Source organism: Pseudoalteromonas sp. A22 (assembly GCF_018141345.1).
In the GTDB taxonomy this organism is placed as follows: Bacteria; Pseudomonadota; Gammaproteobacteria; order Enterobacterales; family Alteromonadaceae; genus Pseudoalteromonas; species Pseudoalteromonas maricaloris.
Genome location: NZ_CP047237.1, coordinates 189,069 through 212,939, shown reverse-complemented (window position 1 = coordinate 212,939; position 23,871 = coordinate 189,069). Strand labels below are relative to the sequence as shown.

Genomic DNA, 23,871 nt, shown 5'->3' with positions numbered 1-23,871 from the left:
GTGCTGTAAATGTACATAATTTGTTGACAGGTTTGTTTTATTGCTCATAATTGGAACGTTCCCTTTTTGATTTCTGCCTAATGCTTTGTTGGTTTTGCTAAGGGAGAAATAAAATTTTAATAAGAAATTGGAACGTTCCTTTAAATTGTGGGGGTCTTATGACAACAATAATGTATAAACATAGCCTGATCGCCGCTGCTGTTCTTGCAGCGGTAGCAACTAACTCAGTAACAGCCGCAACAGATGAACAAGCAGAAGAAATAGAACGTGTTGAGGTGACAGGATCTCGTATTAAACGTATCGCCATTGAAGGTGTGACCAATGTTCAAAGTCTCTCTTCCGCTGATATGGTCAGAAGTGGTTTTAACACAGTTTATGACGCACTGAGTAGTATTTCCGCTGCTAGTGGTGCCGTTCTCGGTGAAGTAGAAACTGGCTCCTATACGCCTGGCGCCAAGGAGTTAAACCTGTTAGGCGTTGGACCTGAGTACACACTTATTCTCGTTAATGGCAAGCGCTTGGCTTATTACCCAATGCCTTACGGTGGCCAAACCAATTTTGTTAATCTAGATATGTTGCCAACGGCGATGGTTGAGCGCATCGATATTCAATCCGGCGGTGGCTCTGCAATCTATGGTTCAGACGCAATGGCTGGAGTAGTCAATATTATTACCAAAAAAGGTATGGACGAGCATGTCGTTGAAGCATTCTACGGCCAGGATACCTATGGTACGGGTGATAAAAAAGGCTTGTCGTTTGTTGGTGGTTTTGAGCAAGACGACTTTACGTTTGACTACTCGCTAGAATATAAAACGGAAGAGGCGCTGACTGGTGCCGACAGACCTTTTCATGACAGTGTTTGGGATAATCCAGACCCAACAAACAAACGAGAACTCAATCGTTCCATTACCGTATGGGCTGAGAACACTGAGTTCAAAAATCAATATTCAGCGCAGTACTGCAACACAGATGACAATCCACACCCGACTGCAGTTCAGCACTTTATTAGCCGCAATGATTATGGCCTAAGCTGTGGGTGGGATGAAACCGGTAACAATTTGCTCCGTAACCAAGTTGAAACCATGAGTTTGTATATCAACTCGGTGTACAGCATCAACGACGAACACAGTTTTTTTGTTAACGGATTTTATATCGATCAAGAAAAGAAAGGGGCACGAAATCCATTCTTCTTTGCTCATGCAGAGTCAATTCACGGATCCATGTTTTGGGACCCTGATATCAAAAATAAAGCTGGTGGCTACGGCGCTCCAGTTAAGTATATGTGGCGGATAGTGAATGATTCAGAATACACAAATGATGGCTTAGGTCGGGTATACGATGATAAATCTTATTCATTTAGTTTTGGTCTTGAAGGGGAGATAGCAGATTACTATTACTCCGTTGGCTTCAGCCGTTCACAATACGATTTCTCTGATAGGTACTTGCACCACACGGTTGAAGGAAATAACTGGCTAAAAGGACCAAAGTTGGGTGAGGTTGATGGCATGCCAATCTACCGTCCAAATTACCAAGCTTTTTTTGCGCCTCTGACCCAAGACAATATGTATAACATGGCTGATTGGGCAACCTACGATGGCTTGTCGTTTAATGAAACTCTAACTGCAGATCTGTCCGGGGATTTATTTGAATTGCCAGCAGGATTTGTGTCTTTTGCCGCATATATTGAGCTGATGAAAGAAGGGACGAGAGCGACGCCCGATAGCAGAATACTAAATAAAGAGTTTGTTGGTCTGACTGGTGTTATCACCGATGGTGAACGTAACCGTTATGCTGCGGCGACAGAATTTATGATCCCAATTACTGAACAGATCTCTAGTGAAATAGCGCTGCGTTATGACCACTATGATGATATTTCTGATGTTGGTGGGGCATTCACTTATCAAGTCGGTTTTAAGTATTCTCCTACTGACGCGCTGATGCTAAGAAGTGCGTATGGCACAACGTTCCGTGGTCCTAGCATGAGCTCAGTATATCAAGGGTTTGCTGGTAACTTTGGACGAGGCTCGGACAGAGTGATTGCAGATGCATGTCTACGTTTTCAAACCACAGGGGATCCCGCTCAATATAATGCTGATGCATTAACTATCAGCTGTGCAGACTTAGACACAACAAATAGCAATGAGCCAAAGCTAGATGCTGACTTTGAGACAATCTCGGCAGGCGATCCAACTTTAAAAGAAGAGTCTGGTCATTCATTAACGTTCGGTCTGGTGTATGAGTACTCCCCTGAGCTGTCATTCAATGTTGATGTTTATGACATTGTCCTTAAAGACAAAATTACTCGACTTGGGTCTGGCGAAATTCTTGATAATGTCTGGAAGTGTGAAAACGACCTAATTGATTCGTCTTCTGCTAAATGCGCGAACATGCAAGACAGAGTACAGCGTTTTGACCAAGATGGTCTGGCAACCGACTGGTTAGGGAACACGAAAAAAGGATTACCGTACACCGCAGCAATTATCAGAGAAGGTTATATAAACGCCGCAGAAAGGCAGCATGGCGGCGTCAATTTTGGTGTGAAAGGCACGTTTGAGTCAGAGCTTGGCGAGTTTATTTATAAGCTTGATTACAGCCATGTTTTAAAGAAAAAAGAAAAGCTCCGTCCCGAAGATCCGCTTGAAGATGTGTTAGACAGTCAAGATAACTATAACTTCAAAGATATGGCATCGTTTAACCTGACTTGGCAGTTGGAAAAGACCGCAATTTCATGGCAGGTAAATTATAAAGGAAAAAATTGGAACGGTGCTGATTTTGGTCAAAGAGAAAAGTTACCTGCATGGATAAAGCATAACCTAACCATTGGTCATTACATCAATGACAACACGCGAGTGATGTTTACAGTTCAAAACTTATTAAATGCGATGCCGCCTCAGGACGACTCGTTTAGAAGTTACCCATTCTATAAAGCGGGTAATTATGACACGAATGGGCGCGAGTTCTTACTAAAAGTTAACTACCAATTTTAATAATAAAGGGTAACGAAATGAGAAAATTAATGCTATCAGCGGTGGCAATGGCCGTCGCTGCGACACTAATAGGCTGTAATGATGGTTCTGAATTTGTTGAACGTGACAAGCCTGAACAAACTCAATCATCCGGGCAGCCAGACTCTGGCGCATTGCGTAATATCACCTCAGATACTGGAGTTGAGATTGAGGCTGTTTTAGCGGATGGTGTACAAGCCTCGCCCGCAGGTGAAAGTGTCGACAAACTTATCGACGCTAACACAAGCACAAAATTCCTGGCCTTTGCGCCAAACGTCACTGTAGTGTTTAAAGCCGCGACAGAGATTGAACTTAGGGAATATAGCTTTACGTCAGCAAACGACGAAGCGAACCGAGATCCAAAACAGTGGGTCGTATATGGCTCAAATGATAAAGCTGAGTGGATTGAGCTGGACTCAAGAGCGGGAGAAGTATTCTCTGCTCGAGGACTGACTCGCAATTTTGAATTGGCCGAAAGCGGCGAAAAGTATCGCTACTTCAAATTTGATTTAGTGCATGGTGGTACAGATAGCTATGGTGCTGATATTACGCAACTAGCGGAACTCGAAATCAAAACGGTATCGGATATTCCTATCGTCGCATTTAATGCGACAAACACGACTCCTGAAGTCTCTGAATATATTGTTTTTAGAGATGAGTCGCTAGTTAACCCGACTCACTGGCAGTGGACATTTGAAGGTGGCACCCCTGCGACAAGTACAGAGCAAAGCCCATTGGTTAAGTTTGAAGCATTAGGGCCAAAAACCATTACGCTGGTTGCGAGTAACGACAAAGGGGAAGCGACATTAGTTCAGCAAGACTTTATCCGTGTGTGGGATCCAGCCTCGCCATGGGCAGGGTTTCCAGAGCCTGCAATTGAAGTGAAAAAGGAACTACCAGAGCACCCAGGACAGCTGGCGCTTGAACGTGCGGTACCAGATCTAAATGCCCTTATTCATGAGATCTCTTTGAAGATTGCCAAGCGCTTATTTAATAATGTAACCGAAATAAACGTTTTTGAGCACGTTACTTTTATCACTGGAGACTTTGACGCGCCTGCTTCAAAGGCTGGTGAAGGCAAATTTATGGAGCTTAGGTTTGATGTTAAGCACATCGCCAATCTAGAGGGTCTTGGAGATGAGGCTATCCGTAACGAAGTCATTGGCGTACTGTGGCATGAGCTGACTCATGGCTACAATAATGTTCCGGCTGAAGGTGAATATCGTCCGGGCACGGATTATCATACCTACTTAGAAGCGCTGGCTAACTTTATTCGAATAGATGCTGGTTACTTAGAGCATAGACGCGGTGGAGTTCGCTGGATGGAACACTACAATGTTGATGCTTACGATCAAACAGCATTCTTCTTTGAGTGGGTAGAAAACAGTCATCGTAACACCGATTTTATCCGCAAGTTTAATGCGGCAGCAAAAACGCTTGATGCGTGGAGTTTAGACACCGCTTTTAAATCTATATTTGGTGAACAAAGTGGGATTGATGCGGTATTTGAAGAGTATCAAGTCTACCTTGCAAGCGTCGGTAAGTTACCACCAGTACCACTTGGCTATCATAACTTTGCACCCACTAGCACTCAGGTAACAACAAACGGTACTGCACTTGTGCCTTTTAATGAGGGAGCAGATAAGCTAAATGATAGAAATATTACCTCTAAATTTAATGTGGTGTTGGAAGCCCCTGCTTGGCTTGCACAATATGCGCCTGACTTGTTGCCGATAAAACAGGTTGATAAGGCCCAAGTTAACTATGTGTTTGACAGCGCTAAAACAGCAAAATACTACTCATTAGCGACAGCAGGAGACAACCCTCATCGCTTCCCTAATGCGTGGCAGCTAAAGGGCTCAAATGACGGTACGAATTGGATTACGCTAGATACTCAACAGTTCAACGAACTACCTAATACGATGGAATACTATAGCTTTGCTATCGAGAGTCCAAATGCGTATACCCAGTATCGTTTGGAACTTGAGCATACCCGCGAGGGCGGTGGAATTGGCGGTGCTAGCGGACGCCTAATTCAACTAGGCGAATTCTCATTGTGGGAAGCAAAAGACTAGCTTTTTAGTTAAAAGGTGGGCAATGCCCACCTTTAAAACGAACTTATTTTGACTTTAAACGTTTCTTCTTCTTTTTACCTTGAACCGCTTTAAATCGCGGATTAGATTTACAAATTACGTAAACCCGACCGCGTCTTTTTACGACTTGGCACCCCGGTCTATTTTTAGCGCTTTTGAGTGAGCTCAGTACTTTCATCTGGTTTATCCTTTTTTAGTCGCAAGGTTTTTAAAGCGGCGGTTAAATTGCGCAACTCGACCATCACTTGCCACCAACTTCTGTTTACCTGTGTAGAAAGGGTGAGACGCACTAGAGACGTCAATTGGGAAGTAAGGGTAAGTCTTACCATCTAGTTCAACGGTTCTGTCTGATTTAATGGTTGAACCGACAATAAAGTACTTATCAACCGATGTATCATGGAAGGCAACAAGTTGATAATCAGGGTGGATATTGGGTTTCACGACAACGACTCCTAAATAATGTGTTGTTATATTGTATCAATATAAATCAAATAAAAACTATTCTCAACAACTAATTTGTCGTTGCCGCTATTTAGTGCGATACGCTTAATTTGTCGACGCATGCGGAACTAAACTGAATGCATCTTGAGCAGTTGATTAAAAGGGGCTTACTTTCCTTAAAATTGCCTGATATAACTAGTTCTAGATAGTTTCTCAAGTAGTCATATTGGTGTTGACACCTAACCGGAATAGTAGCGAATAGACTTTTTTGGAATATAGCTATCGATGTAAGCCTGTTGGTTTGATAGATATGAGATAAAAGAGTGAGATCCAATTGAGGCTGGCTTAACGGTTAATAACCTTCACTAAATGAGAGAGGCCTAGCAAATAATTAAAACCTAGTACGTTCGCGAAGGTACTTTGTTCGCCAACGCAATACAGATATAGAGCATTTATTATGGATAAACATGCTGAGTTAGATAACTCAATTTTAGCTAAGCTTCACAGCAGCGATGACAGCGCGTTACAGCAAGAATTAGATACACTTTCTTGTACACATAGTGACATAGTGACACTACTGGCACAGTATCAAACGCTCAGTGAGCAAGATGATGAACTGTTCGATGCTTGGTACGACAGCTTATGTAAAGATCAGTTAAAGGTCTTAAAAGCATTTGAGATAATTCGTGCGCACATAGAACAGCAAATATAAATACGCATAGATTGTCTGGCGAAACGGTTGTGCGCCAGACGACAGATTATTTGATTGATAAGTCGTACTTACTAATCAATTGGTCAATGTATCGAGTGCGTAGCGACTCTGTTTGCTCAGCTTGAGTATTGGCCGCTAGTGCTTTGTTTAGTAGCTTCATGGCGCTGTGTACTTGACTACGTTGCTCTGGGGCAATGCTGCTGGCGGTTCTTGCTTCTGTGATGTCGTCGATAATCGCGCGGCCTAGGTCAATATAAAGCGCTTCCTCTACGAGACCATTTTGGCTAATCACTCCATATTTGCCACATAAAAACTGTTGCCAAACTTGTTGTACATGCTCTGTAAGGTCATCACTAAAGCTTGGATCTTCGGTGTAAAAGCCTTTTTCAATACATTTCGCAAGTGCTTCACAGTAACGCTGTTGAAATAACTCAAATGCACTACTTGATTGATCTACTTTATGTTTAAGTAAAAGTTGCCCCCAATTGAGTAGGCCTCGGGCATAAAAATCAGTATATTCTTCACATTCGTACAGGCCAAAGTACGAACTGCACTTAATTTGATTTTGAATACTATAACTCGGATTTGGGAATAGGCTCATTTGTTGCCATTCTAAGAGCTGTTCTTCAGGCATCTTTAAGCTGCTGCTCAGCTCCAAAGTGGTATAAAAGTGTGTATTTAGAAAATGTGTCAGTCCCATAAAATTAAACTGGATAAATATACAGTGCTTTTGATTTTGCTGGATCTTTACGCAAATAACAAGCACTAAAGTTAAATTTCATTAGATTTAACCGATTTACTCAGGTTTATGGGTCGGATCTCAGTCAGATTTATGGTAAAAATGGCTGTCAACTGGAAGAGTAATAGAAAGACCATGCATCAGATCCAATCAATAAAAAAAGCAAGCTTAATTACCGCTATTAAAACCCCTTACACAATGGCGGGTGAAATTGACTTAGATACTTACGACAAGCTAGTCGAAGCGCAAATTGCAGGCGGTGTCGATGGTATTGTTGTCGGTGGCACTACAGGTGAAGGCCAACTGATGAATTGGGAAGAGCACTTAATGCTCATTGCCCATTCTGCGAATAAGTTTGGCGATAAACTTCTGATTGTTGGTAATACCGGCAGCAATAACACCAGAGAAGCAAAAAAAGCGACTGAATATGGGTTTGCATCAGGTATGCACTGTGCACTACAAATAAACCCGTATTATGGCAAAACCTCAATTACGGGTGTGAAGGCACACTTGAAAGAAGTCTTGGAAATCGGTCCTGGCTTTATTTACAACGTGCCTGGCAGAACGGGACAAGATATTACGCCTGATATTATAGAGCCGCTGGCCAGCCACAAGCATTTTGTTGGTATGAAAGAATGTGCGGGTGATGAGCGTATCGCACACTATGAAGCGAAAGGCATTGCGTGTTGGTCAGGTAACGATGATCAAGCCCACGATAGCCGTCATAACAGCCAATCTCACGGCGTTATTTCTGTTGCATCAAACATCATTCCAGGCTTATTCAGACAATTGATGGACACGCCTAACCAAGCGCTTAATCAGTCATTGCAACCGTTAATGAACTGGCTCTTCTGTGAACCAAATCCAATTGCTATCAATTCGGCTTTGATTATGACTGGCGCAGTCAAACCGGTATTTAGATTACCTTATGTGCCACTGTCGCAAGCACAGCAAAAAGAGGGGATTGAACTCCTTTCGCAGTTAAAGGAAAGTGACTTTGTCGGCTCGACACCAAAATTAATTGACGAAACCTTGCTTAAGTTTTGTTAAAAGTCGGTTTGTCATTTATAATCTGCGACCGTTTTTGTGACTCGGTCGTAGGTTATTATGGCAACGTTTTCTTCATTTAGTTTCGCACAGCCTCTTTTAGATGCGCTGCAAGACATCAACTTTCATACATTAACGCCAATTCAACAGGCGGCTATCCCAGCTGTCCGTCAAGGTAGTGATGTGCTCGCAACAGCGCAAACTGGAACAGGGAAAACCGCAGCTTTTGCATTACCTATCATCCAAAAATTGCTTGAGGCTGAAGCGCAGTCGACGCCAAGAGCGTTGATTTTGGCGCCAACGCGTGAGCTTGCCGAGCAGATCGCTAATAACTGTGCGACATTTGCAAAGTACACAGACTTAAAAGTGCAGGCACTGTTTGGTGGGGTTAATGCCAATGGCCAAGCTGAGCGCTTAAAGCAGGGCGTGGATATTTTAGTGGCGACTCCTGGACGCTTGTTAGATCATATCCGCTTAGGTAATGTCACGTTAAGTAACGTTAAACACTTAGTGTTAGACGAAGCCGACCGCATGTTAGATATGGGCTTTATCACCGACATGCAAAAAATCATTGAGCTGGTGGATAAGCAAAAGCAGCTATTGTTGTTTTCTGCAACTTTCCCGTCGGCAATGAAGCAGTTCGCGAAACAAGTGTTGGATCACCCTAAGTTAATCCAAGCGACGCCAGAAAATAGTACAGCCGACACAGTTCGCCACGTTGTTTATCCAGTTAAAGAAGAACGTAAGCGCGAGTTACTATCAGAGCTTATTGGTACCAAAAACTGGCAACAAGTGCTAGTGTTCGTCAATATGAAAGAAACCGCGGACAAGCTAGTTGAAGAGTTAAAGCTTGATGGCATAGATGCGAATGTATGTCATGGCGACAAAACTCAAGGCGCTCGTCGTCGCGCTTTAAGAGAGTTCACTGAAGGCAAAGTACGCGTTATGGTTGCAACCGAAGTTGCGGCTCGCGGATTGGATATCGTTGGCCTACCACGCGTGGTTAACTACGATGTGCCTTATCTTGCCGAAGATTATGTTCACCGCATCGGAAGGACTGGTCGTGCAGGTCAGTTTGGTTATGCGATCACCTTTGTAAGCCGTGAAGAAGAGTCAGATCTAATTCATATTGAACAGTTAATCGAGCAGCAAATTTCACGCTATTATCTGCCTGGCTACGAAGTGGCAAATCGTGAAAGACTGGTTGAAACTATCCAGAAGAAACCAGCGCATCAACGTCGTAAGGCGCGGGTGAATAAGCCTTCGAATCAAGCAAGTGCAGAAGCAAGATTAAAAAACCGCTCTCGTATTGCAAATGTACGTAAGCAGCAAAAGAAGAAGTAAAATTGTTTTTTGCTATATTTACAACGCCAGCTAGCACGCTGGCGTTGTTGTTTTTAGCCAATGTGGCGTACAATAGCGAAAAATAATTATAAAAATACGGCTTGTGCTTCAGTCATTTCACATTGTTCCAGTTAATCTAATCCAACTCGTCTCTCTTGGGGCTTATCTCCTCGCAATGTTAATTTTTGCCAATCAACCACGCGCACGAATGCTCGTCATTTATTTGTTATTTCAATGTGTGCTGATGGCAACCAACTTTGCTGAAGAAGCGTTAGGGGTTAGAAGTTATTTACTTATCACGCCTGTATTTACCCTAGCTACAGGGCCTTTAGTCTATTTTCTGTTTAAAAATTTACTGCATGCCAATCAACATAAGCAAGAGCGAAGGTTAGTCCATTTCTTACCTGTTTTGCTGGCGTTTCCATTTACTGAATACACCCAGCTTATGATTGCGTTTGGTACTGTCAGTCAGTTGATTTATTTTGCTTTTACGGTGCAACTTGTTGGTCTTTACCAGCGAGCATCCGCGGAGATCAGGGCGGACGTCAATAAGCGCGATTTACAGTGGATCAGAACAACGGTTGTCATGTTTGTGATCTTTGCTCTGGTGGATTTGGTTAGACTCAATATGCAAACATACAACGACATCAGCACTAAAGCATTCTGGTATTTTATTGACTTAGTTTGGTTACTTGCAATTAATCTTTACCTAGTTGTCAAAGTACACAATCAACCACACCTCGAAGATTCTATAACGCAAGCTCAAGAAATAACGTTCAATGAGGTGGATAAACAGTCAGAAGATCCAACCGAGATATTCAATGCAATTCATAACACGATTATGCAGCACTATTTATATCGCCAGCCACGCCTGACTATTCACGATGTTGCTGAGGTTATTGGACTTGGGGTAAAGGATATCTCTTGGGCCATCAATACTTGTGGTGGTTACAACTTTAATGAGTATATCAATAGCCTGCGGGTCGATGAGGTAAAACAGCAACTACAGTGCGAAAAGCAAACAACGCCCAACTTGTTAGCGCTCGCAATGAATGCTGGGTTTAACTCAAAATCCTCGTTTAACAGTGTTTTTAAAAAGCAAACGGGTTACACTCCAAGTCAATTTTCAAAATTAATATAAGTATATTAAACAATTACTTATATTTCATTTCGAGTGTCTTTTAAAAGTCGTAGAAGTACAAAATCCTGATGTTGCACGCCATATAAAGTCGTTATAGGTAATCTGGAGTTAAATCGATAACAAGGATAAAGATGATGTATTCAAGTTTTCTCACTCATGTGGCCACTTGCCTGACTTTTAGTAGTTTGTTTATCGCGCAGCCTGCAAAGGCTGAACCTATTCGGGCGCTGACATCAACGAGCGAACAAGCGCATGTTGCACAGCAACTAAATGTTAAATCCCCAGTGGATTACCTAAATACACGGATCAACGCACTAGCGTTAGTACGTAGCAAAAATTGGCAACAGGCGTTACTACAACTGCAAAAGCTTACTAAGTCGTATCAAGATGACGGAGACACTTGGTATCTATTGGGATTAACGCAAATACAATTAGCGCAGTATGAGCAAGCTATCATTTCACTAAAAAAGGCGTTGTCACTGGGCGTAAACCTAACCAATGTACCTACCGGTTCGCGCCCCTCAAATGACATTATGATAAAGATTGCAGGCGCGTATGCCGCGCTAGGTAAAGTGGATGAAGCTAATGAGTGGCTGAGTAAGTCTTTGTCTGCGCGGTACGACGAACGCAGTAGCTTAGCAACTAAAAGTGTTTTCGACTCCATCAAAGATAATCTGAAATTTCAGCGTCTTACAGGTAACTATAAAGACACTTCGCTCACCCGAGATCAACAGTGGAATGCGGATTTAGATTTCTTGCTCTCGGAAATTAAGCGGTTGCATGTTAACGAGCAGGCAAGTAACAACCCCGATTTAATTACGTTAGCAAATAATTTGCGCTCAGATATACCCAAGTTAACTGATCAGCAAATTGTCTTCGGTATGATGCGAATAATAGGCACGCTTGGTAACGGGCATAACTTTATCGTACCGACCTTCGGAGAAAAGGGGAATTTCACTCGTTTGCCCGTGCAGTTTTATGCCTTTACTGATGGCCTTTACATTGTTGATGCTGAAGCTGAGTTTAGTGATTTAATCGGCCATAAAGTCACAGCCTTTGGACAAACATCAACCGCAGATGCAATGGCGAAAGTTGCCGAGATTAATCCGCGAGATAATGAAATGCAGCAGCTTTGGCTTGCGCCTTATTATCTCGCCATGCCTGAAGTACTTGCTGGACTTGAGTTGAGCGATGCGTCAAATGAAGTGTCTATCACGGTAGAAAATGCACAGAGCATGCAAAAGACCATTCGTCTTAGTGGCCAATCATTTGAATTTCGCGGTTTTCCGACTTTGCCAGATAATCATCAAAAAAGCCCACAATATCTGCAAAACGTCACTAAACCTTATTGGTACGAAGTGGATAAAAGCAATGGGGTTTTGTACGTACAGTTTAATGCCGTTGCACAGATGAAAACGCAGTCGCTCGCGCAATTTAGTGCGGAGTTGATAGAGAAAATAAAACACGGTGAAGTAAGCCACCTGGTGCTGGATTTACGACACAATAGTGGTGGCAATGGCTCCATCTTACCACCATTACTAAAGGCACTTATTTATTTTGAAGCGGCAAAGCCAGCAGGCAAGTTATTTGTAGTGATGGGACGTAATACCTTTTCAGCAGCGCAAAACCTCTTAACCAATATTGATAGCTTTACCAATGCAATATTGGTTGGAGAACCAAGTGGCTCTCGGCCAAATCATATTGGTGAAGCTGGAAGGTTCCGTTTACCGTTCAGTGGGGTGTTTGGACTCGTTTCGTCGCAGTTCCATCAAACTTCTCGCGCAGAAGACCACCGTATTTGGATTGCACCACATATGCCGGTATTGCCAGACTCTACGAGCTACTTCAATGGTGTAGATCCCGCCATGAAAGCCATTTATAGTGTATTGGATAACAACGTCGATGGTTTAGTTAAGTAACCATTGCGTTAGTTGAGCGCATTTTTTAGGTAAAATCATAAAAAGGAAGTGGCATAAATGATAATTGCAGCAGCGTTATTGTTGTTTTTGATTGGGCTAGTTCATTCTGTACTGGGTGAAAAATACATATTGATCCGCCTTTTTAAAAGAGACAACCTGCCTCATCTGTTTGGTAGTGATTGGTTTACCAAGCGCACGTTGCGATTTGCATGGCATCTCACCACCATTGCGTGGTGGGGAATAGCTGCGATGTTAATAATGTTCTATCGGCAAATGGACGGAGAACAGGTGTTATATGTCATGTCTGGTACGTTTCTTATTAGCGGTTTGATTGCACTTATTGCTTCACGCGCTAAACACCTTTCTTGGGTGGTTTTCTTTGCGATTGCCGCTTTGCTGTATTTCTCTGTTTAAGAGTATGCGCTGACTATCTTAAAAGTAAGCTAGCAAAAAGAGGGACATGGGGGTGCTATCAATTCCTGAACCATTATGTTAGCTTTGTTAGTGAAATCAACTAAATGGAATAATAATAATGAGAATTGGTAAGGCTGTTCAGTGCTTGTTAGCTGTGACGTTAGCGGCTTTCTTTTCGGGATCAGCAATGGCAGAGTCCGAAGAAAAGACAAAACAAGAATATGAACAACAAACAAAAACCTTGATGTCAAAAGTGCTTGATGAAAAGAGAACTTTTACCATTCAACTACCCAAAAGTTATCACACCAACCACAATAAAAAATACCCTGTTATTTATCGCCTTGATGGTAAAGGCAACCTTCCGTTGATGACCGCTGTACTTGAGCGCTTGCAAGAAGCAAACGTTTCTGCAGCACCTGAAGTTATTATTGTTGCGATTGAAAATACAGACAGGTTAAGAGATCTTTATCCAACTAAGAATAAAGAGCCGGCAGGGCCTATGGATATTGGCGGAGGGGCTCCCAAGTTTTTAGAATTTATCGAGACTGAGCTTATTCCTTATGTGAACCAGACCTACCGCACTCATGATTTTAAAGTCATTGCAGGTGCTTCTGCAGCGGGGACTTTTGCTCTTTATGCTTTGCAGGCAAAGCCTGAGCTATTTCAAGCGCATATTGCTTATAGTCCAGCGGTATGGTGGAACTTTGGCGCGACAGCAAAGAGTACTAAAGCGTTTATTTCCAAAACGAAGCAGTTAGATAACTTTCTATATATCACAATTGGTGAGGAAGGCGGCGTGATGCGCGAAAGATACGACGATATGGCGCGCTTTCTAGCAGCAAATCAACCACATGATTTGCGCTTTTTCAGTGAGGCCTACGACAATGTTCCTCATGGACTTGTGTCTGCAGCTGGTATTTTTAGCGCGTATCAAAAGCTGTTTTTGCCAACCCGAATGCCTGCGCGTGCTTATACGGGTGAATTGAGCTCTATTACTAAGTATTATCAACAACTGTCTGCTCAATATGGCGAGGCTTTTGAGCCACAGGAAGCCGTGATCAGAGAGCTTGGCTATTACCACGTAAGCATGGGTAACGTGAAAGAAGCAATTAAGTTGTTTAAGTTTGGCGTTTCACGCTATCCAAATAATGCAGATGCCTACAACGGCTTAGCATATGGCTATGAAACCGACAAACAATACCAAGCATCTTTAGAGCAAGTAAACAAAGCGCTGGCATTGTCTTCAAAGGGTGATGGTGGCTACGATGTCTTTGTTGCTCGTAAAGAGCGGTTAACTAAATTACTTGGTGAGTGATAATCAAAATGCGTAAATAGGCCACTTAGGTAATCGATGTGGTCTATTTGTTGGGTATTTAATGCCACTTAAAAATAGTGGCGAATACGCTTTATTTTTTCGCCGCTAAACTCAAACAGTGTCATAAGCTTTTGCTTATTTTCTTTTTCATCCGTGTTACCTTGCTGATCAACGCAAGGATGTAGATACTCAACGGTCACCGCATTAAGTCCTTCAATGATGTTTGTGACTTCGATATCGCATTTTCCGTATTGGCCTAGATAGCTGAGTAAGCCTTTTTTGTATTCTTCTTTTGATAATACGGCATTAAAGCGAGGGTGCTCGAATGAGGCGTCTGGCGTCAAAAGCGTAAGTAGGTGGGTAACATCAGACTCTTTTGAATATTGGTGTTCAACGGCTTTTTGTGCCTCGAAGTAAGCGTTAACCTTGTTGCTCAGTGCTTCTGCGGAGCAAAGACTTGAAACCAGCATGAGTGGCAGCAGTGCATATCGAACTTTCATTATGATTTTCCTTAATTTATTGTTTTTTGCTCTGCATTGAATGCAACGTGTCGACCAGGAAATGCAAGTTTAGAAAATGGCCATGCCGTTTTTAACCAATGAGTAATTGTTTGATAGAGTAGGTTATCCAATGTGATATCTTCTGCTCCTATCCAAAGATAGACATCACAATCAAAATCTGAAGATTGCGGCGGATCGATATAGACACAACCGATATACTTTTCACAGTGTCTGGTGTAAACCGCATAAGCAAATGCCGCTCGCGACATAAATTCTTCCTTGTGGATGGCTAAACTCGCAATGTTTTCCTCAAAAGTCATAGAAGCTTTCGGCCAGTCTGAATTCGGACCAAATATGCCTTGCAAACGTGCTTGATTAGCCATCACCAGCGCATAATCTACTGTCGCAATTTGTCATTGAGTACGGTAAAAGAAAATTGCGCTGTGCTAACCCTTGTTGATGGCATAAAAGAGTCAGGAATAAAGAGCTGAGCTTGTTTTTGTTGATTAGTCACTGTCACCAGTACTCTCTGACAAGGGAGACTTTTTTATCCGTGAATTCAAATAGAGCAAACTTTACATGGCCCTTAGTCCAGTTGCCGGCTTGATCTGTTTTACCGTATGAGTATTCTACGGCGGCATGGCGCTTGCCGTAGATGATGTTCAGGATTTTTGCCTGCGTATTAGGTGTATCGTCAAAAGAACCCAGCTCTAATTGTTTGATGAATGCTTTACGCCATTTAGTTTTATCGAAGTCTGCATCATATTCTTCATGTTCATATTTTACGTTGTCATGTAATTGAGACAGTAGCGCGTCGATATCTTTGACTGTTGAACCTTTAATAAAAACCGTAACAAGACTGTCGAGATAATTCTGTGTTTGAGTTTGCATGCACGTGTTGTTGCACAGTGCTTCTGTTGTTAGTGAAGGGAATGAGATAAAAAGAAAAAGAGCAATGAGTGTGGCTTTTTTCATGAAAACATCCTTTTTTATTATTATTTGCAACAGGTTAGCACTCGGTTGTAATTTATACAATAACAAAAGTTGTGAGCTCAGCAGGTGCTAAGAGACCAACTTTGCATTTCTGTCACTCGACTAATGCAGCGAGCGAATGCAAATGCCAGTTGCTCTCCTTGGTAAATTTGCTCAATCGGCGCATCTGCCAAAAAAACAACCAGTACTTTGGCTTCGTAACACTCATCGATAAGCGCAATCAGTCGTCTGGCCTCATCGTCGCCAATCCTAGGTTGCATTGAGTTATTTGGGCGGATATAGCCTTCCTCAGTTCCTTGTGCTACATCTTTATTCTCTGGAGTAACACCGAGTAGCGGTAACTCAGAGATAAAAATACAGCTAAATTGCTGTGCAAGCTCAATATAGTCATTGGTAGCGCGAGGGCTTGAGCAGATCTCCATAAAATCAAAACATACGACGCTTTCATTTGCGCCAAGCACGTTAATTAGACGATGATTAATCTCCAGGACGCCCGATTTGAATATGCCACCTACATTAGTAAAGGCGTTCCAAAACGCTTGTTTATCGTTGACGAAGTAGTGGTTTGCCGTTGTACCTTTGCTAAATCGATGGTCCGTTTCACCACATACAGATATGACATCGCAGTGACTTATAAGCAGTGCTATCGTTGGCTCAAAGCGGTCTCTATGTAATCCATCTTTGTATAACTCGGTTGGGTGACAATTAGAGGTTGCAACTAAGGTCACGCCAGCTTCAAAAAGGGCTTCAAACAATCTCGCCATGATGATTGCATCGCCGATATCGGTGACAAAAAACTCGTCAAAGCACAGCACAGAAGTGTGCTCTGCCCAATTTTGGGCGATCCGCTTTAAAGGATCTCTCACACCTTGAATTTGATTGAGTTCTTTATGCACCTGTTGCATAAAGTGATGAAAGTGGAGGCGAGTTTTGTTTGCGACGTCAGTGAATTCATAAAACCAATCCATCAGCATGGTCTTGCCACGACCAACTGGGCCATAAAAATAGATGCCTTTATTCGAGTGACCACAAGCGAGTGAATGAGAAAGGGTATCTAAGGCTGAAATTGCAGCTTGCTGCGCTGCATCAGGAGTAAGATTTCCACATTCGATTTGTGCTTGGTAATGGCTAGAGATTGACATAGACACTGCAAATAGGAATAGTTAATCCGAATAATATCATAAAGCTATAAATCATGGATGCACTAACAAGATTAAAACAAGCGGTAGACGCCTATTATCCACTTTCTCAAGAAACCTGGTCCGCTATTGCTGCGATCACCAGCATCAAACTACTCGCGAAAGATGAGTGGCTTTACAAAGAAGGAGCGTATCTGACTACTTTTGCATTTTTACATCAAGGGTTAGTTAGATTAGTAAATACCAATGCTGCTGGACAGGAATACAATAAGCGTTTTTTTGTGGCGGGGGAATTTCCTGGTGTAATGCGTGCGCTACATCGCCAAGAGCCTGCCAATCAAGGGATCCAAGCGCTTGAAACATCACAGGTAGTCCTAATCAATTTTAAACAGTTTAGAGCACTGCTGATGGATAATCCGGAATTAATGCGATTTCAAATACTGTATCTTGAGAAAAACTGGTTGTTAGAAAAGGATAAGCGAGAGCTTTATATGGTGCAGTTAGATGCCACGGAGCGCTATCTTGCATTTTTAAAAGAGCAGCCAGAACTTGCTGAGCGTGTACCGCAATACCATTTAGCGTCACACCTTGGGATCACTCCTACACAGTTAAGCCGAATAAGAAAATCGTTAAAAAATTCTGGCTCGTTTACATAGGTAAATGAGCCGAACTCTTCACCTTGTTAAAGTTGCCTCAACACATAATGGAGAGCAACTTATGAATACATCACAACTAGAATCGTTATTGAATTGGCGTTACGCCGTCCGCAAATTTTCTGAGCAAACCATTGCGCAGGACAAAGTCGATAAGTTAATCGAACTAACGGGATTGAGCGCTTCAGCATTTGGCTTACAGCCGTATAAGATTATTCAAATATCCAAGCAATCGATAAAAAAAGCATTACTACCGCATTCGTATGGACAACAAAAAGTGCTTGATAATAGTCATCTATTAGTTTTTGCTGCGGATATGTCACCTATTGATAGCCAAGTAGAGCGCTACATTCAAGACTTTAAGGCGAATCGAAATCTTGATGAGCTTATCTATTCACAGATGGAATTGGGTATGAAAGACGCGCTACACACCATGGACTGTGCGTCTCAATATAGCTGGTGTTCTGAGCAGGCTCACTTGGCCCTCGGTACATTACTGCTGGTAGCCGCCAGTATGGAAATTGATGTTTGCCCAATGACCGGTATCGATAAGGGTGCCTACGATGACGTGTTGGGTCTTTCATCCTTAAACTTACGCACGGTATTAATTGCGCCAATTGGCATTCGTGACAGTACGGATGTGAACGCGAATACAAGCAAAGTAAGGAAATCGAGAGACTTGCTGCATATTGAGGTGTGACGATGATTTTTGCCATATTAGCCGTTTTCGCAGGCGGTGCAATCGCGGTGCAGGCAAGCATGAACGCACAGCTTGGCGGTTTATTAAAAAGTCCGATATTGGCAGCTGGAGTGGCGTTTACTGTCAGCGCATTCTATGCCTTTATAGCCTTTCGGGTATCTGATAACGTGCTGCCAGCAACCTCAGAGCTAAAAGCGGTGCCTTGGTACTTGTGGTGTTTAGGTGGGGTGCTAAGCGCAACTGGGGTGGGACTCTGTTATTTTTTAATTCCTAAAATGGGCATAGGTAATTTAATGGCTTATTACTTGTGTGGTCAAATGGTGGTAGCTATGGTGATCGGTCAGCTTGGTCTCTTTGGCGTACCTTATACGCCTATTAACCTGCAAAAAGTCGTGGGCGTGATTGCTGTGCTGACCGGTATTGTACTTATTAACGTTAATCGTTCAGGCTAAAACTCAGCCATTTCTAAGGCTTTGCTAATAGCTGGTGTTGCCGCAATTTGGCGATAATAGCGGCGTAAATTCTTAAGCGAAGGCGTTTTTTCTAAAAATGTCTTCGCACGCTCACAAAGCATAAATAAATAGCTGTCGCACAGCGTAAATTGATTTGCAAACAGGTAATGATTGTCTGCAAGTAAGGTATCAATAATACCAAACCCTTCTTCTAGTCGACCTTGCTGCGAGCGAATAAGGTCGTCATACATCAAAGCACTTTGGGTGTGTCGTTCTGGGTAGGTATACATCAATAAGTCGCTGTGAATAGAAGCGCTCATAAAATGCATCCATTGCAGGCACTGTGATTTTTGTTTTAGCTCAGTTGGGATAAGTTGCTTGTCGATGTGCTTTTCAGCAAGGTACTGAGAAATTGCAGCGCTTTCAAATAAGGTAAAGTCGTCATCAACGAGGGCTGGTACTTGTCCGGCTGGGCTTAGTGTTAAGTATTGTGCACTACGGTTGGCGTTTTTTTTGATATCCACCAGTTCAAGTTGATAAGGCTCACCAATGAGTTCTAATAAAATATGAGGCGCAAGGCTCGCACTTTGTGGATAGTAAAAGAGTGTATACATAATTCACCTAATGTTAGGTCACGTGTATCACTCAGGAACAGGGCATAAAATAACAGTGATCACGTGAAGTTAGTTTAATACCAATGTAATAATTGCAATGTTATTGGTATCCAAAATCGGCTCCTTCTTCGCTGTCTCCTATTCAACCTTAGGTGAGGGTTGAGGTTTTCACAAATAAAAATGCCAGCAAATGCTGGCATTTAGATAATTTTAAAGTATTAGCTACGGATTGTAGTAGATAGGAGAGTTAGGTCCAACTGGTAGACCAAAGCCAAACACCCACACGTAGAATAGTGCTACCCAGCCGATAAAGAAGAACATACTGTACGGCAACATCGTTGCCACTAGTGTACCTATACCCATATCTTTTTTGTATTTCGTCGCAACCGCTAATATTAAACCAAAGTAACTCATCATCGGAGTGATAAGGTTAGTAACTGAATCTCCAATTCGGTACGCTGCTTGAATGGTTTCTGGTGCATAGCCGATAAGCATTAGCATTGGAACAAATATCGGTGCAGTGACAGCCCATTGAGCTGATGATGAACCAAGGCTTAGGTTAACGAGTGCACACATGAATATAAACAGTACGAATACTTCAGGGCCAGTTAGGTTTAGCGCCTGTAACAGTGCTGCACCATTTATCGCAAGGATAGTACCTAGGTTTGTCCACTTAAAGAATGCAACAAACTGAGCGGCAAAGAATACCAACACGATATACATGCCCATCGAGCTCATGCTTTTACTCATTGCATCAATAATATCGCGATCATTTTTCATGGTACCAACCACACGGCCGTACACAAAACCCGGAATAGCAAAAGTAACAAAGATAAATACCACGATCCCTTTTAAAAATGGTGAGCCTGCCACTTCGCCTGTTACCGGATGACGTAAAATGCCATCTTCAGGCACTATGGTTAAGGCAAGTAGAATGCTTACTACGAGTAGTGATACGCCCGCCCATTTGAGGCCTGATTTTTCTTTTGCAGAAAGTTTCTCGATATTGTTTTCACTTAAATCAACGCTGGCTTCTTTAGGGTCGTATTTCCCTAAACGTGGCTCTACGATTTTCTCGGTGACTAAGGTTCCCACGATAGCAATTAGGAATACTGAAATCATCATGAAGTACCAGTTCGCTTCAGGGCCCACTTGATAATTTGGGTCAATCATTTGCGCAGCAGGCGTCGTAATACCAGCTAATAGCGGATCTATGGTGCCAAGCAATAAGTTTGCGCTGTAGCCACCAGATACGCCAGCAAATGCGGCGGCTAAGCCGGCAAGTGGGTGTCTACCAAGGCTATGGAAAATCATTGCTGCAAGCGGAATAAGTACAACGTAGCCAAGTTCTGATGCGGTATTAGACAAGATAGCTGCAAATACAATCATAAAGGTAACAAGGCGTTTTGAAGCCCCCATTACCATGCCGCGCATTGCAGCTGATAGCATGCCAGAGTGTTCTGCAACACTAACCCCTAGTAATGCAACAAGTACAGTGCCAAGTGGTGCAAAGCCAGTAAAGTTAGTCACAAGACCTGTCACAATGCGTTGCAAACCTTCAGCACTCATTAAGCTTACGACTTCAATGACACCGTCGGGGTCGCGACCTGCGGAGCCTTCTGGGCGAGGATCGATGGCAGATAGTCCCATCCAATCGGCAATACCACTAAATAACACGATGGCGATACAAAACATTGCAAACAAAGTAATAGGGTGGGGAAGCATATTCCCCAAGAACTCAACAGTTGCCAAGAAGCGATTAAATAATCCCCCTTTTTGCCCCTGTTGGTCCTGACTATCAGCTTGCGTCTCTACAGCATTTGACATAGCTAAATTCTCAGTTCCAAAAAATGGCGCAACCTTAGCATTTTTTTTACATGAGGTCATGCTTAAGCGGCTATTTGTCCTCTTTTTAGGGTGAAAGGCGGAACATTGTGCAAAAACGGATCAGTTAGAATAGCTTAAGCTGATTTTTATCAGAACTTGCTTGTTTTTTGCGCCCACGACTTGAGCGACGCCTTGAAGCGTGAGTGTGAAGCACTCTGCCTGTTTCATCTTTATCTAGATGTTGCTTATAAAATGCGGAGATTTTTTCACGGGCAATTTTTGCGGCGTGATCGGGTAATATGGCTGGGCGTTGATATTGGTCTTCTTTTAAGCCAGTATAAAGCCAAGGCGTATGTAAGTAATGCGTTGGAACGTGATTAAGCTCAGGAATGTAGCGGCGAATGAATTGACCTTCTGGATCATATTTTTGCCCCTGGGTTATGGGGTTATAGATGCGAAACGGATTTATCCCAGTAGTGCCTGACTGCATTTGTACCTGAGGATAGTGGATCCCAGGTTCATAATCTATAAATAGAGTGGCAAGTCTTGCTGCTGGTTGTTGCCAATCAAGCCACAGATGATAGCTTGAAAACGCCATCAACATGGCACGGATGCGAAAGTTTATCCAACCTGTGGTGATCAGCATTCGCATACAGGCATCAATAAAGGGGACGCCCGTGTTACCGTGAGCCCAAAGTTCAAAGCGTTGCGGATTAAATTCACTCGCACGCATATCAATTAAGGATGCATGCACAGCACGCTCTGCATAAAACGGCTCTGATTCGAGCTTTTGCACAAAATGGCTATGCCAGTAAAGCCGTGATAAAAAACCACTCTTATTGCGTTTTGAGTCGACATTTAATGCAAGAGTTTGTTGTAAAACATCCCTGAGGCTTAGCACGCCATAGGCCAAATACGGACTGAGTCTGGAGCTACTGTTTACAGCTTTTACTGGGCTTGAGATACCAAATAAATAGTTGTCTATCCTATGATTAAAAAAGCTATTCAAGGTTTGCTGCGCAGCTTTGAGTCCACCTAATTGGGGCTCTGGGGCTGAGTTGCTGTCATTTCCAGGGTAGTCATTTAAAAGTGCAATACCACTATGCTGTTGCAGCAGAGGATTAATTTTTGAAGGGGCTGGTAGACAGTCGCTTTGCAGCCAGTCTTCGGCTTGCTGTTGCCACTTATCACGATTCACTTTTCCCCTGAATACGGCTTGTTGGCGATATTCTTCATACGATACGTGTCTTTCTTTACACCAGGCAATAACACGCAAATCGCGCTCAAATGTCCATGTATTCCCCGTTTCTTGATGGCAATAAAGGGTTGCGATCGCGATGTTTTGATGGATCTTTTCAAGTATTTCAATGATATCGCCCTGGCGAATCGTCAGCGTGCCACCTAAAAGCTGCAGCTGATCAGCAAGGCTTAGAAGCGACTCTTTTACAAATTGAAATTGTCTTTCGCTGGTATCGGGGAGTTGCCAATATTCGGGCTCAACAACATACAAGATCAGGGTTGGTCTGCCATTATTACACGCTTCGTAAAGTGGTCTATGGTCGAACACTCTTAAGTCACGTTTGAGCCAAACGAGATTAATCATCTAACACCCCCTTAAACAATAAAGGGTAACGGCGTAGGCGTTTGCCTATGTAGTCGTCGGCGAGGATCTGCTGGCATATTCGCTCTACGTCATCGTCCACTGCAAACACCCAATCAAAGCGTTCGATGGCGAGCAAAAAGCCACGTTTTAAATAGCGTTGCTGGCGAAATTCATCGCAGTTCTGTTTGATTATCTTGAGTTTATTTGGATTTTCCCTGAGCGCTTCGACGACATTACTTACATATGCGCGGGTTTGTTTGCCTTCAGGGCGGGGACGTCTAACGCGACGTCCTCGGTTGGTATTTGGATATAAGCTACTCATTCGCCTCTTTAAAAATGTAATCTAGCTTCTTAATAAAATCGTCTTTGTGCTTATCTTGTTCATAATCCAAGTGATAAGTATTATGAAACCCAGAGCGCAGTAACACGCCACTGCCTTGCAGGTATATGGTGTAACCATCTGGATCTGAATAGGCCACTATGCCCTCATAGCGTTTACCTTCCTCGGTTACTTCACCGTGCTTTTGAATATGCTCGAACACCGTTAACAAGAACTTGCTATCTAATTCATTTTTCATTGTTCACCTCGATACTTGGAATACGCTTTCACTGTGATAGCCGATCACTTAACTAACGCTGAAATTGCCTTAAATTGCTCATTTTTGGCCGATTTTAGCCACTGAAATAAAATAGACTCTAAAGCCAAAAAGCGTGCGCCATCGGCTTGCATCTGCATTAGCGCCCAATCTGTGTGTTTTGGATTGCGTGAGCAAATACCATCGGCAACTATTACAACGTTGAAATTGTCCGCCAGCAGGTCATTAACGGTTTGTTGTACACAGATATGACTTTCGAGGCCAACCACGACGATGGTGTCGCGTTTATATTCTTGAATAGCTTGTTTGCATGATTCAACGTGGTAAGCACTAAACGCGGTTTTTTCGATAACCGGGAGATTAAATTCAAGTAAACTCGGTGCTGTATGGCCAAGCCCTTTGGGATATTGCTCAAAAATCAGTGCGGGAACAGTCAAATGTTCTGCAGCTTGTAGTAGGGTGGTTACTTGGCGCTCGATATCGCCAAACACCTCAATATGAGGACGAAATTTTTCTTGAATATCGATCACTAAGATCATGCTGTCCGAAGGTATCAAATTCATCATCTTCTCCTTAGAGATTACGTTGCAAGGCGAGCACGCGCGCTTCGCTAATACGTTATTT

The 23,871-nt window shown here is 42.8% G+C and carries 25 protein-coding genes; 12 read left to right on the top strand and 13 right to left on the bottom strand.

Annotated features, from left to right (window positions below):
- Window positions 1-158 precede the first annotated feature (158 nt).
- Together GSF04_RS00865 and GSF04_RS00860 are read left to right on the top strand one after the other, a co-directional pair.
- Window positions 159-2,987: a TonB-dependent receptor gene (locus tag GSF04_RS00865; protein ID WP_211857124.1), complete on the top strand. Its 2,829-nt coding sequence runs from the start codon at window positions 159-161 to the stop codon at window positions 2,985-2,987.
- A gap of 17 nt (window positions 2,988-3,004) precedes the next feature.
- Window positions 3,005-5,080 (top strand): basic secretory protein-like protein, encoded by a 2,076-nt coding sequence (locus tag GSF04_RS00860; protein WP_211857123.1) that lies wholly within the window; start codon window positions 3,005-3,007, stop codon window positions 5,078-5,080.
- 43 nt (window positions 5,081-5,123) lie between these two features.
- Here the strand turns inward: GSF04_RS00860 and ykgO are convergent, their stop codons facing one another.
- Complete coding sequence (gene ykgO / locus GSF04_RS00855; protein ID WP_211857122.1) at window positions 5,124-5,276, bottom strand: type B 50S ribosomal protein L36; 153 nt, start codon at window positions 5,274-5,276, stop codon at window positions 5,124-5,126.
- Window positions 5,277-5,281: 5 nt separating this feature from the next.
- Complete coding sequence (locus GSF04_RS00850) at window positions 5,282-5,539, bottom strand: type B 50S ribosomal protein L31 (RefSeq protein ID WP_010373063.1); 258 nt, start codon at window positions 5,537-5,539, stop codon at window positions 5,282-5,284.
- A 457-nt stretch (window positions 5,540-5,996) separates the two neighbouring features.
- Between GSF04_RS00850 and GSF04_RS00845 the strand changes: the two genes are divergently transcribed.
- The gene (locus GSF04_RS00845; RefSeq protein ID WP_010373062.1) at window positions 5,997-6,251 is read left to right on the top strand and encodes a hypothetical protein; all 255 of its coding nucleotides are present in this window, start codon (window positions 5,997-5,999) and stop codon (window positions 6,249-6,251) included.
- A gap of 46 nt (window positions 6,252-6,297) precedes the next feature.
- Here the strand turns inward: GSF04_RS00845 and GSF04_RS00840 are convergent, their stop codons facing one another.
- On the bottom strand, window positions 6,298-6,951 hold the full coding sequence (locus tag GSF04_RS00840; protein WP_211857121.1) for a DUF6058 family natural product biosynthesis protein: 654 nt from the start codon (window positions 6,949-6,951) through the stop codon (window positions 6,298-6,300).
- Between the two features lie 174 nt (window positions 6,952-7,125).
- On the opposite strand from GSF04_RS00840, the gene GSF04_RS00835 reads away from it, so the two are divergent.
- From GSF04_RS00835 to GSF04_RS00810, 6 genes are all read left to right on the top strand, one after another.
- Window positions 7,126-8,040, top strand: coding sequence for a dihydrodipicolinate synthase family protein (locus GSF04_RS00835; RefSeq protein ID WP_211857120.1), 915 nt, complete (start codon window positions 7,126-7,128; stop codon window positions 8,038-8,040).
- Between the two features lie 57 nt (window positions 8,041-8,097).
- Entirely contained in the window at window positions 8,098-9,381 is a 1,284-nt protein-coding gene (locus GSF04_RS00830) for a DEAD/DEAH box helicase (protein WP_017216738.1), read from the top strand.
- Between the two features lie 244 nt (window positions 9,382-9,625).
- A complete protein-coding gene (locus tag GSF04_RS00825; RefSeq protein WP_211857119.1) occupies window positions 9,626-10,522 on the top strand; it encodes a helix-turn-helix domain-containing protein in 897 nt (298 codons plus the stop codon).
- A gap of 131 nt (window positions 10,523-10,653) precedes the next feature.
- Complete coding sequence (locus GSF04_RS00820) at window positions 10,654-12,441, top strand: hypothetical protein (RefSeq protein ID WP_249122353.1); 1,788 nt, start codon at window positions 10,654-10,656, stop codon at window positions 12,439-12,441.
- 57 nt (window positions 12,442-12,498) lie between these two features.
- A complete protein-coding gene (locus GSF04_RS00815) occupies window positions 12,499-12,855 on the top strand; it encodes a hypothetical protein (RefSeq protein ID WP_211857118.1) in 357 nt (118 codons plus the stop codon).
- 118 nt (window positions 12,856-12,973) lie between these two features.
- Window positions 12,974-14,170 carry an alpha/beta hydrolase-fold protein gene (locus tag GSF04_RS00810; RefSeq protein WP_211857117.1) on the top strand — a complete coding sequence of 399 codons (1,197 nt, stop codon included), beginning with the start codon at window positions 12,974-12,976 and terminating at the stop codon, window positions 14,168-14,170.
- 68 nt (window positions 14,171-14,238) lie between these two features.
- Here GSF04_RS00810 and GSF04_RS00805 read toward each other — a convergent pair whose 3' ends face one another.
- The 4 genes from GSF04_RS00805 to zapE form a co-directional block, all read right to left on the bottom strand.
- Window positions 14,239-14,670 (bottom strand): nuclear transport factor 2 family protein, encoded by a 432-nt coding sequence (locus GSF04_RS00805; RefSeq protein ID WP_211857115.1) that lies wholly within the window; start codon window positions 14,668-14,670, stop codon window positions 14,239-14,241.
- Between the two features lie 11 nt (window positions 14,671-14,681).
- Window positions 14,682-15,053, bottom strand: coding sequence for a hypothetical protein (locus GSF04_RS00800; protein WP_249122352.1), 372 nt, complete (start codon window positions 15,051-15,053; stop codon window positions 14,682-14,684).
- Between the two features lie 133 nt (window positions 15,054-15,186).
- On the bottom strand, window positions 15,187-15,645 hold the full coding sequence (locus GSF04_RS00795) for a hypothetical protein (RefSeq protein ID WP_211857113.1): 459 nt from the start codon (window positions 15,643-15,645) through the stop codon (window positions 15,187-15,189).
- Between the two features lie 77 nt (window positions 15,646-15,722).
- Window positions 15,723-16,805: a cell division protein ZapE gene (zapE, locus tag GSF04_RS00790; protein ID WP_211857111.1), complete on the bottom strand. Its 1,083-nt coding sequence runs from the start codon at window positions 16,803-16,805 to the stop codon at window positions 15,723-15,725.
- 53 nt (window positions 16,806-16,858) lie between these two features.
- Between zapE and GSF04_RS00785 the strand changes: the two genes are divergently transcribed.
- From GSF04_RS00785 to GSF04_RS00775, 3 genes are all read left to right on the top strand, one after another.
- Window positions 16,859-17,458, top strand: a complete 600-nt coding sequence (locus GSF04_RS00785) for a Crp/Fnr family transcriptional regulator (protein ID WP_211857109.1) — start codon at window positions 16,859-16,861, stop codon at window positions 17,456-17,458.
- Window positions 17,459-17,519: 61 nt separating this feature from the next.
- A complete protein-coding gene (locus GSF04_RS00780; protein WP_211857107.1) occupies window positions 17,520-18,155 on the top strand; it encodes a nitroreductase family protein in 636 nt (211 codons plus the stop codon).
- 2 nt (window positions 18,156-18,157) lie between these two features.
- Complete coding sequence (locus GSF04_RS00775) at window positions 18,158-18,607, top strand: DMT family transporter (protein ID WP_017216748.1); 450 nt, start codon at window positions 18,158-18,160, stop codon at window positions 18,605-18,607.
- On the opposite strand, the gene GSF04_RS00770 is transcribed toward GSF04_RS00775, so the two are convergent.
- The 6 genes from GSF04_RS00770 to GSF04_RS00745 form a co-directional block, all read right to left on the bottom strand.
- Complete coding sequence (locus GSF04_RS00770) at window positions 18,604-19,221, bottom strand: glutathione S-transferase family protein (RefSeq protein WP_211857105.1); 618 nt, start codon at window positions 19,219-19,221, stop codon at window positions 18,604-18,606. The two genes, GSF04_RS00775 and GSF04_RS00770, sit on opposite strands and share 4 nt — an antisense overlap.
- A gap of 222 nt (window positions 19,222-19,443) precedes the next feature.
- Window positions 19,444-21,048, bottom strand: coding sequence for an AbgT family transporter (locus tag GSF04_RS00765; protein ID WP_211857103.1), 1,605 nt, complete (start codon window positions 21,046-21,048; stop codon window positions 19,444-19,446).
- A gap of 124 nt (window positions 21,049-21,172) precedes the next feature.
- A complete protein-coding gene (locus tag GSF04_RS00760; protein ID WP_211857101.1) occupies window positions 21,173-22,651 on the bottom strand; it encodes a deoxyribodipyrimidine photo-lyase in 1,479 nt (492 codons plus the stop codon).
- Window positions 22,644-22,973 (bottom strand): hypothetical protein, encoded by a 330-nt coding sequence (locus GSF04_RS00755; RefSeq protein WP_211857100.1) that lies wholly within the window; start codon window positions 22,971-22,973, stop codon window positions 22,644-22,646. Before GSF04_RS00755 ends, GSF04_RS00760 begins: the two co-directional genes overlap by 8 nt.
- The gene (locus tag GSF04_RS00750) at window positions 22,966-23,229 is read right to left on the bottom strand and encodes a DUF3081 family protein (protein WP_010373027.1); all 264 of its coding nucleotides are present in this window, start codon (window positions 23,227-23,229) and stop codon (window positions 22,966-22,968) included. The genes GSF04_RS00755 and GSF04_RS00750 overlap by 8 nt, the downstream gene beginning before the upstream one ends.
- Window positions 23,230-23,273: 44 nt before the next feature.
- Window positions 23,274-23,813: an isochorismatase family protein gene (locus tag GSF04_RS00745; RefSeq protein ID WP_226899315.1), complete on the bottom strand. Its 540-nt coding sequence runs from the start codon at window positions 23,811-23,813 to the stop codon at window positions 23,274-23,276.
- Between the last annotated feature and the right edge of the window lie 58 nt (window positions 23,814-23,871).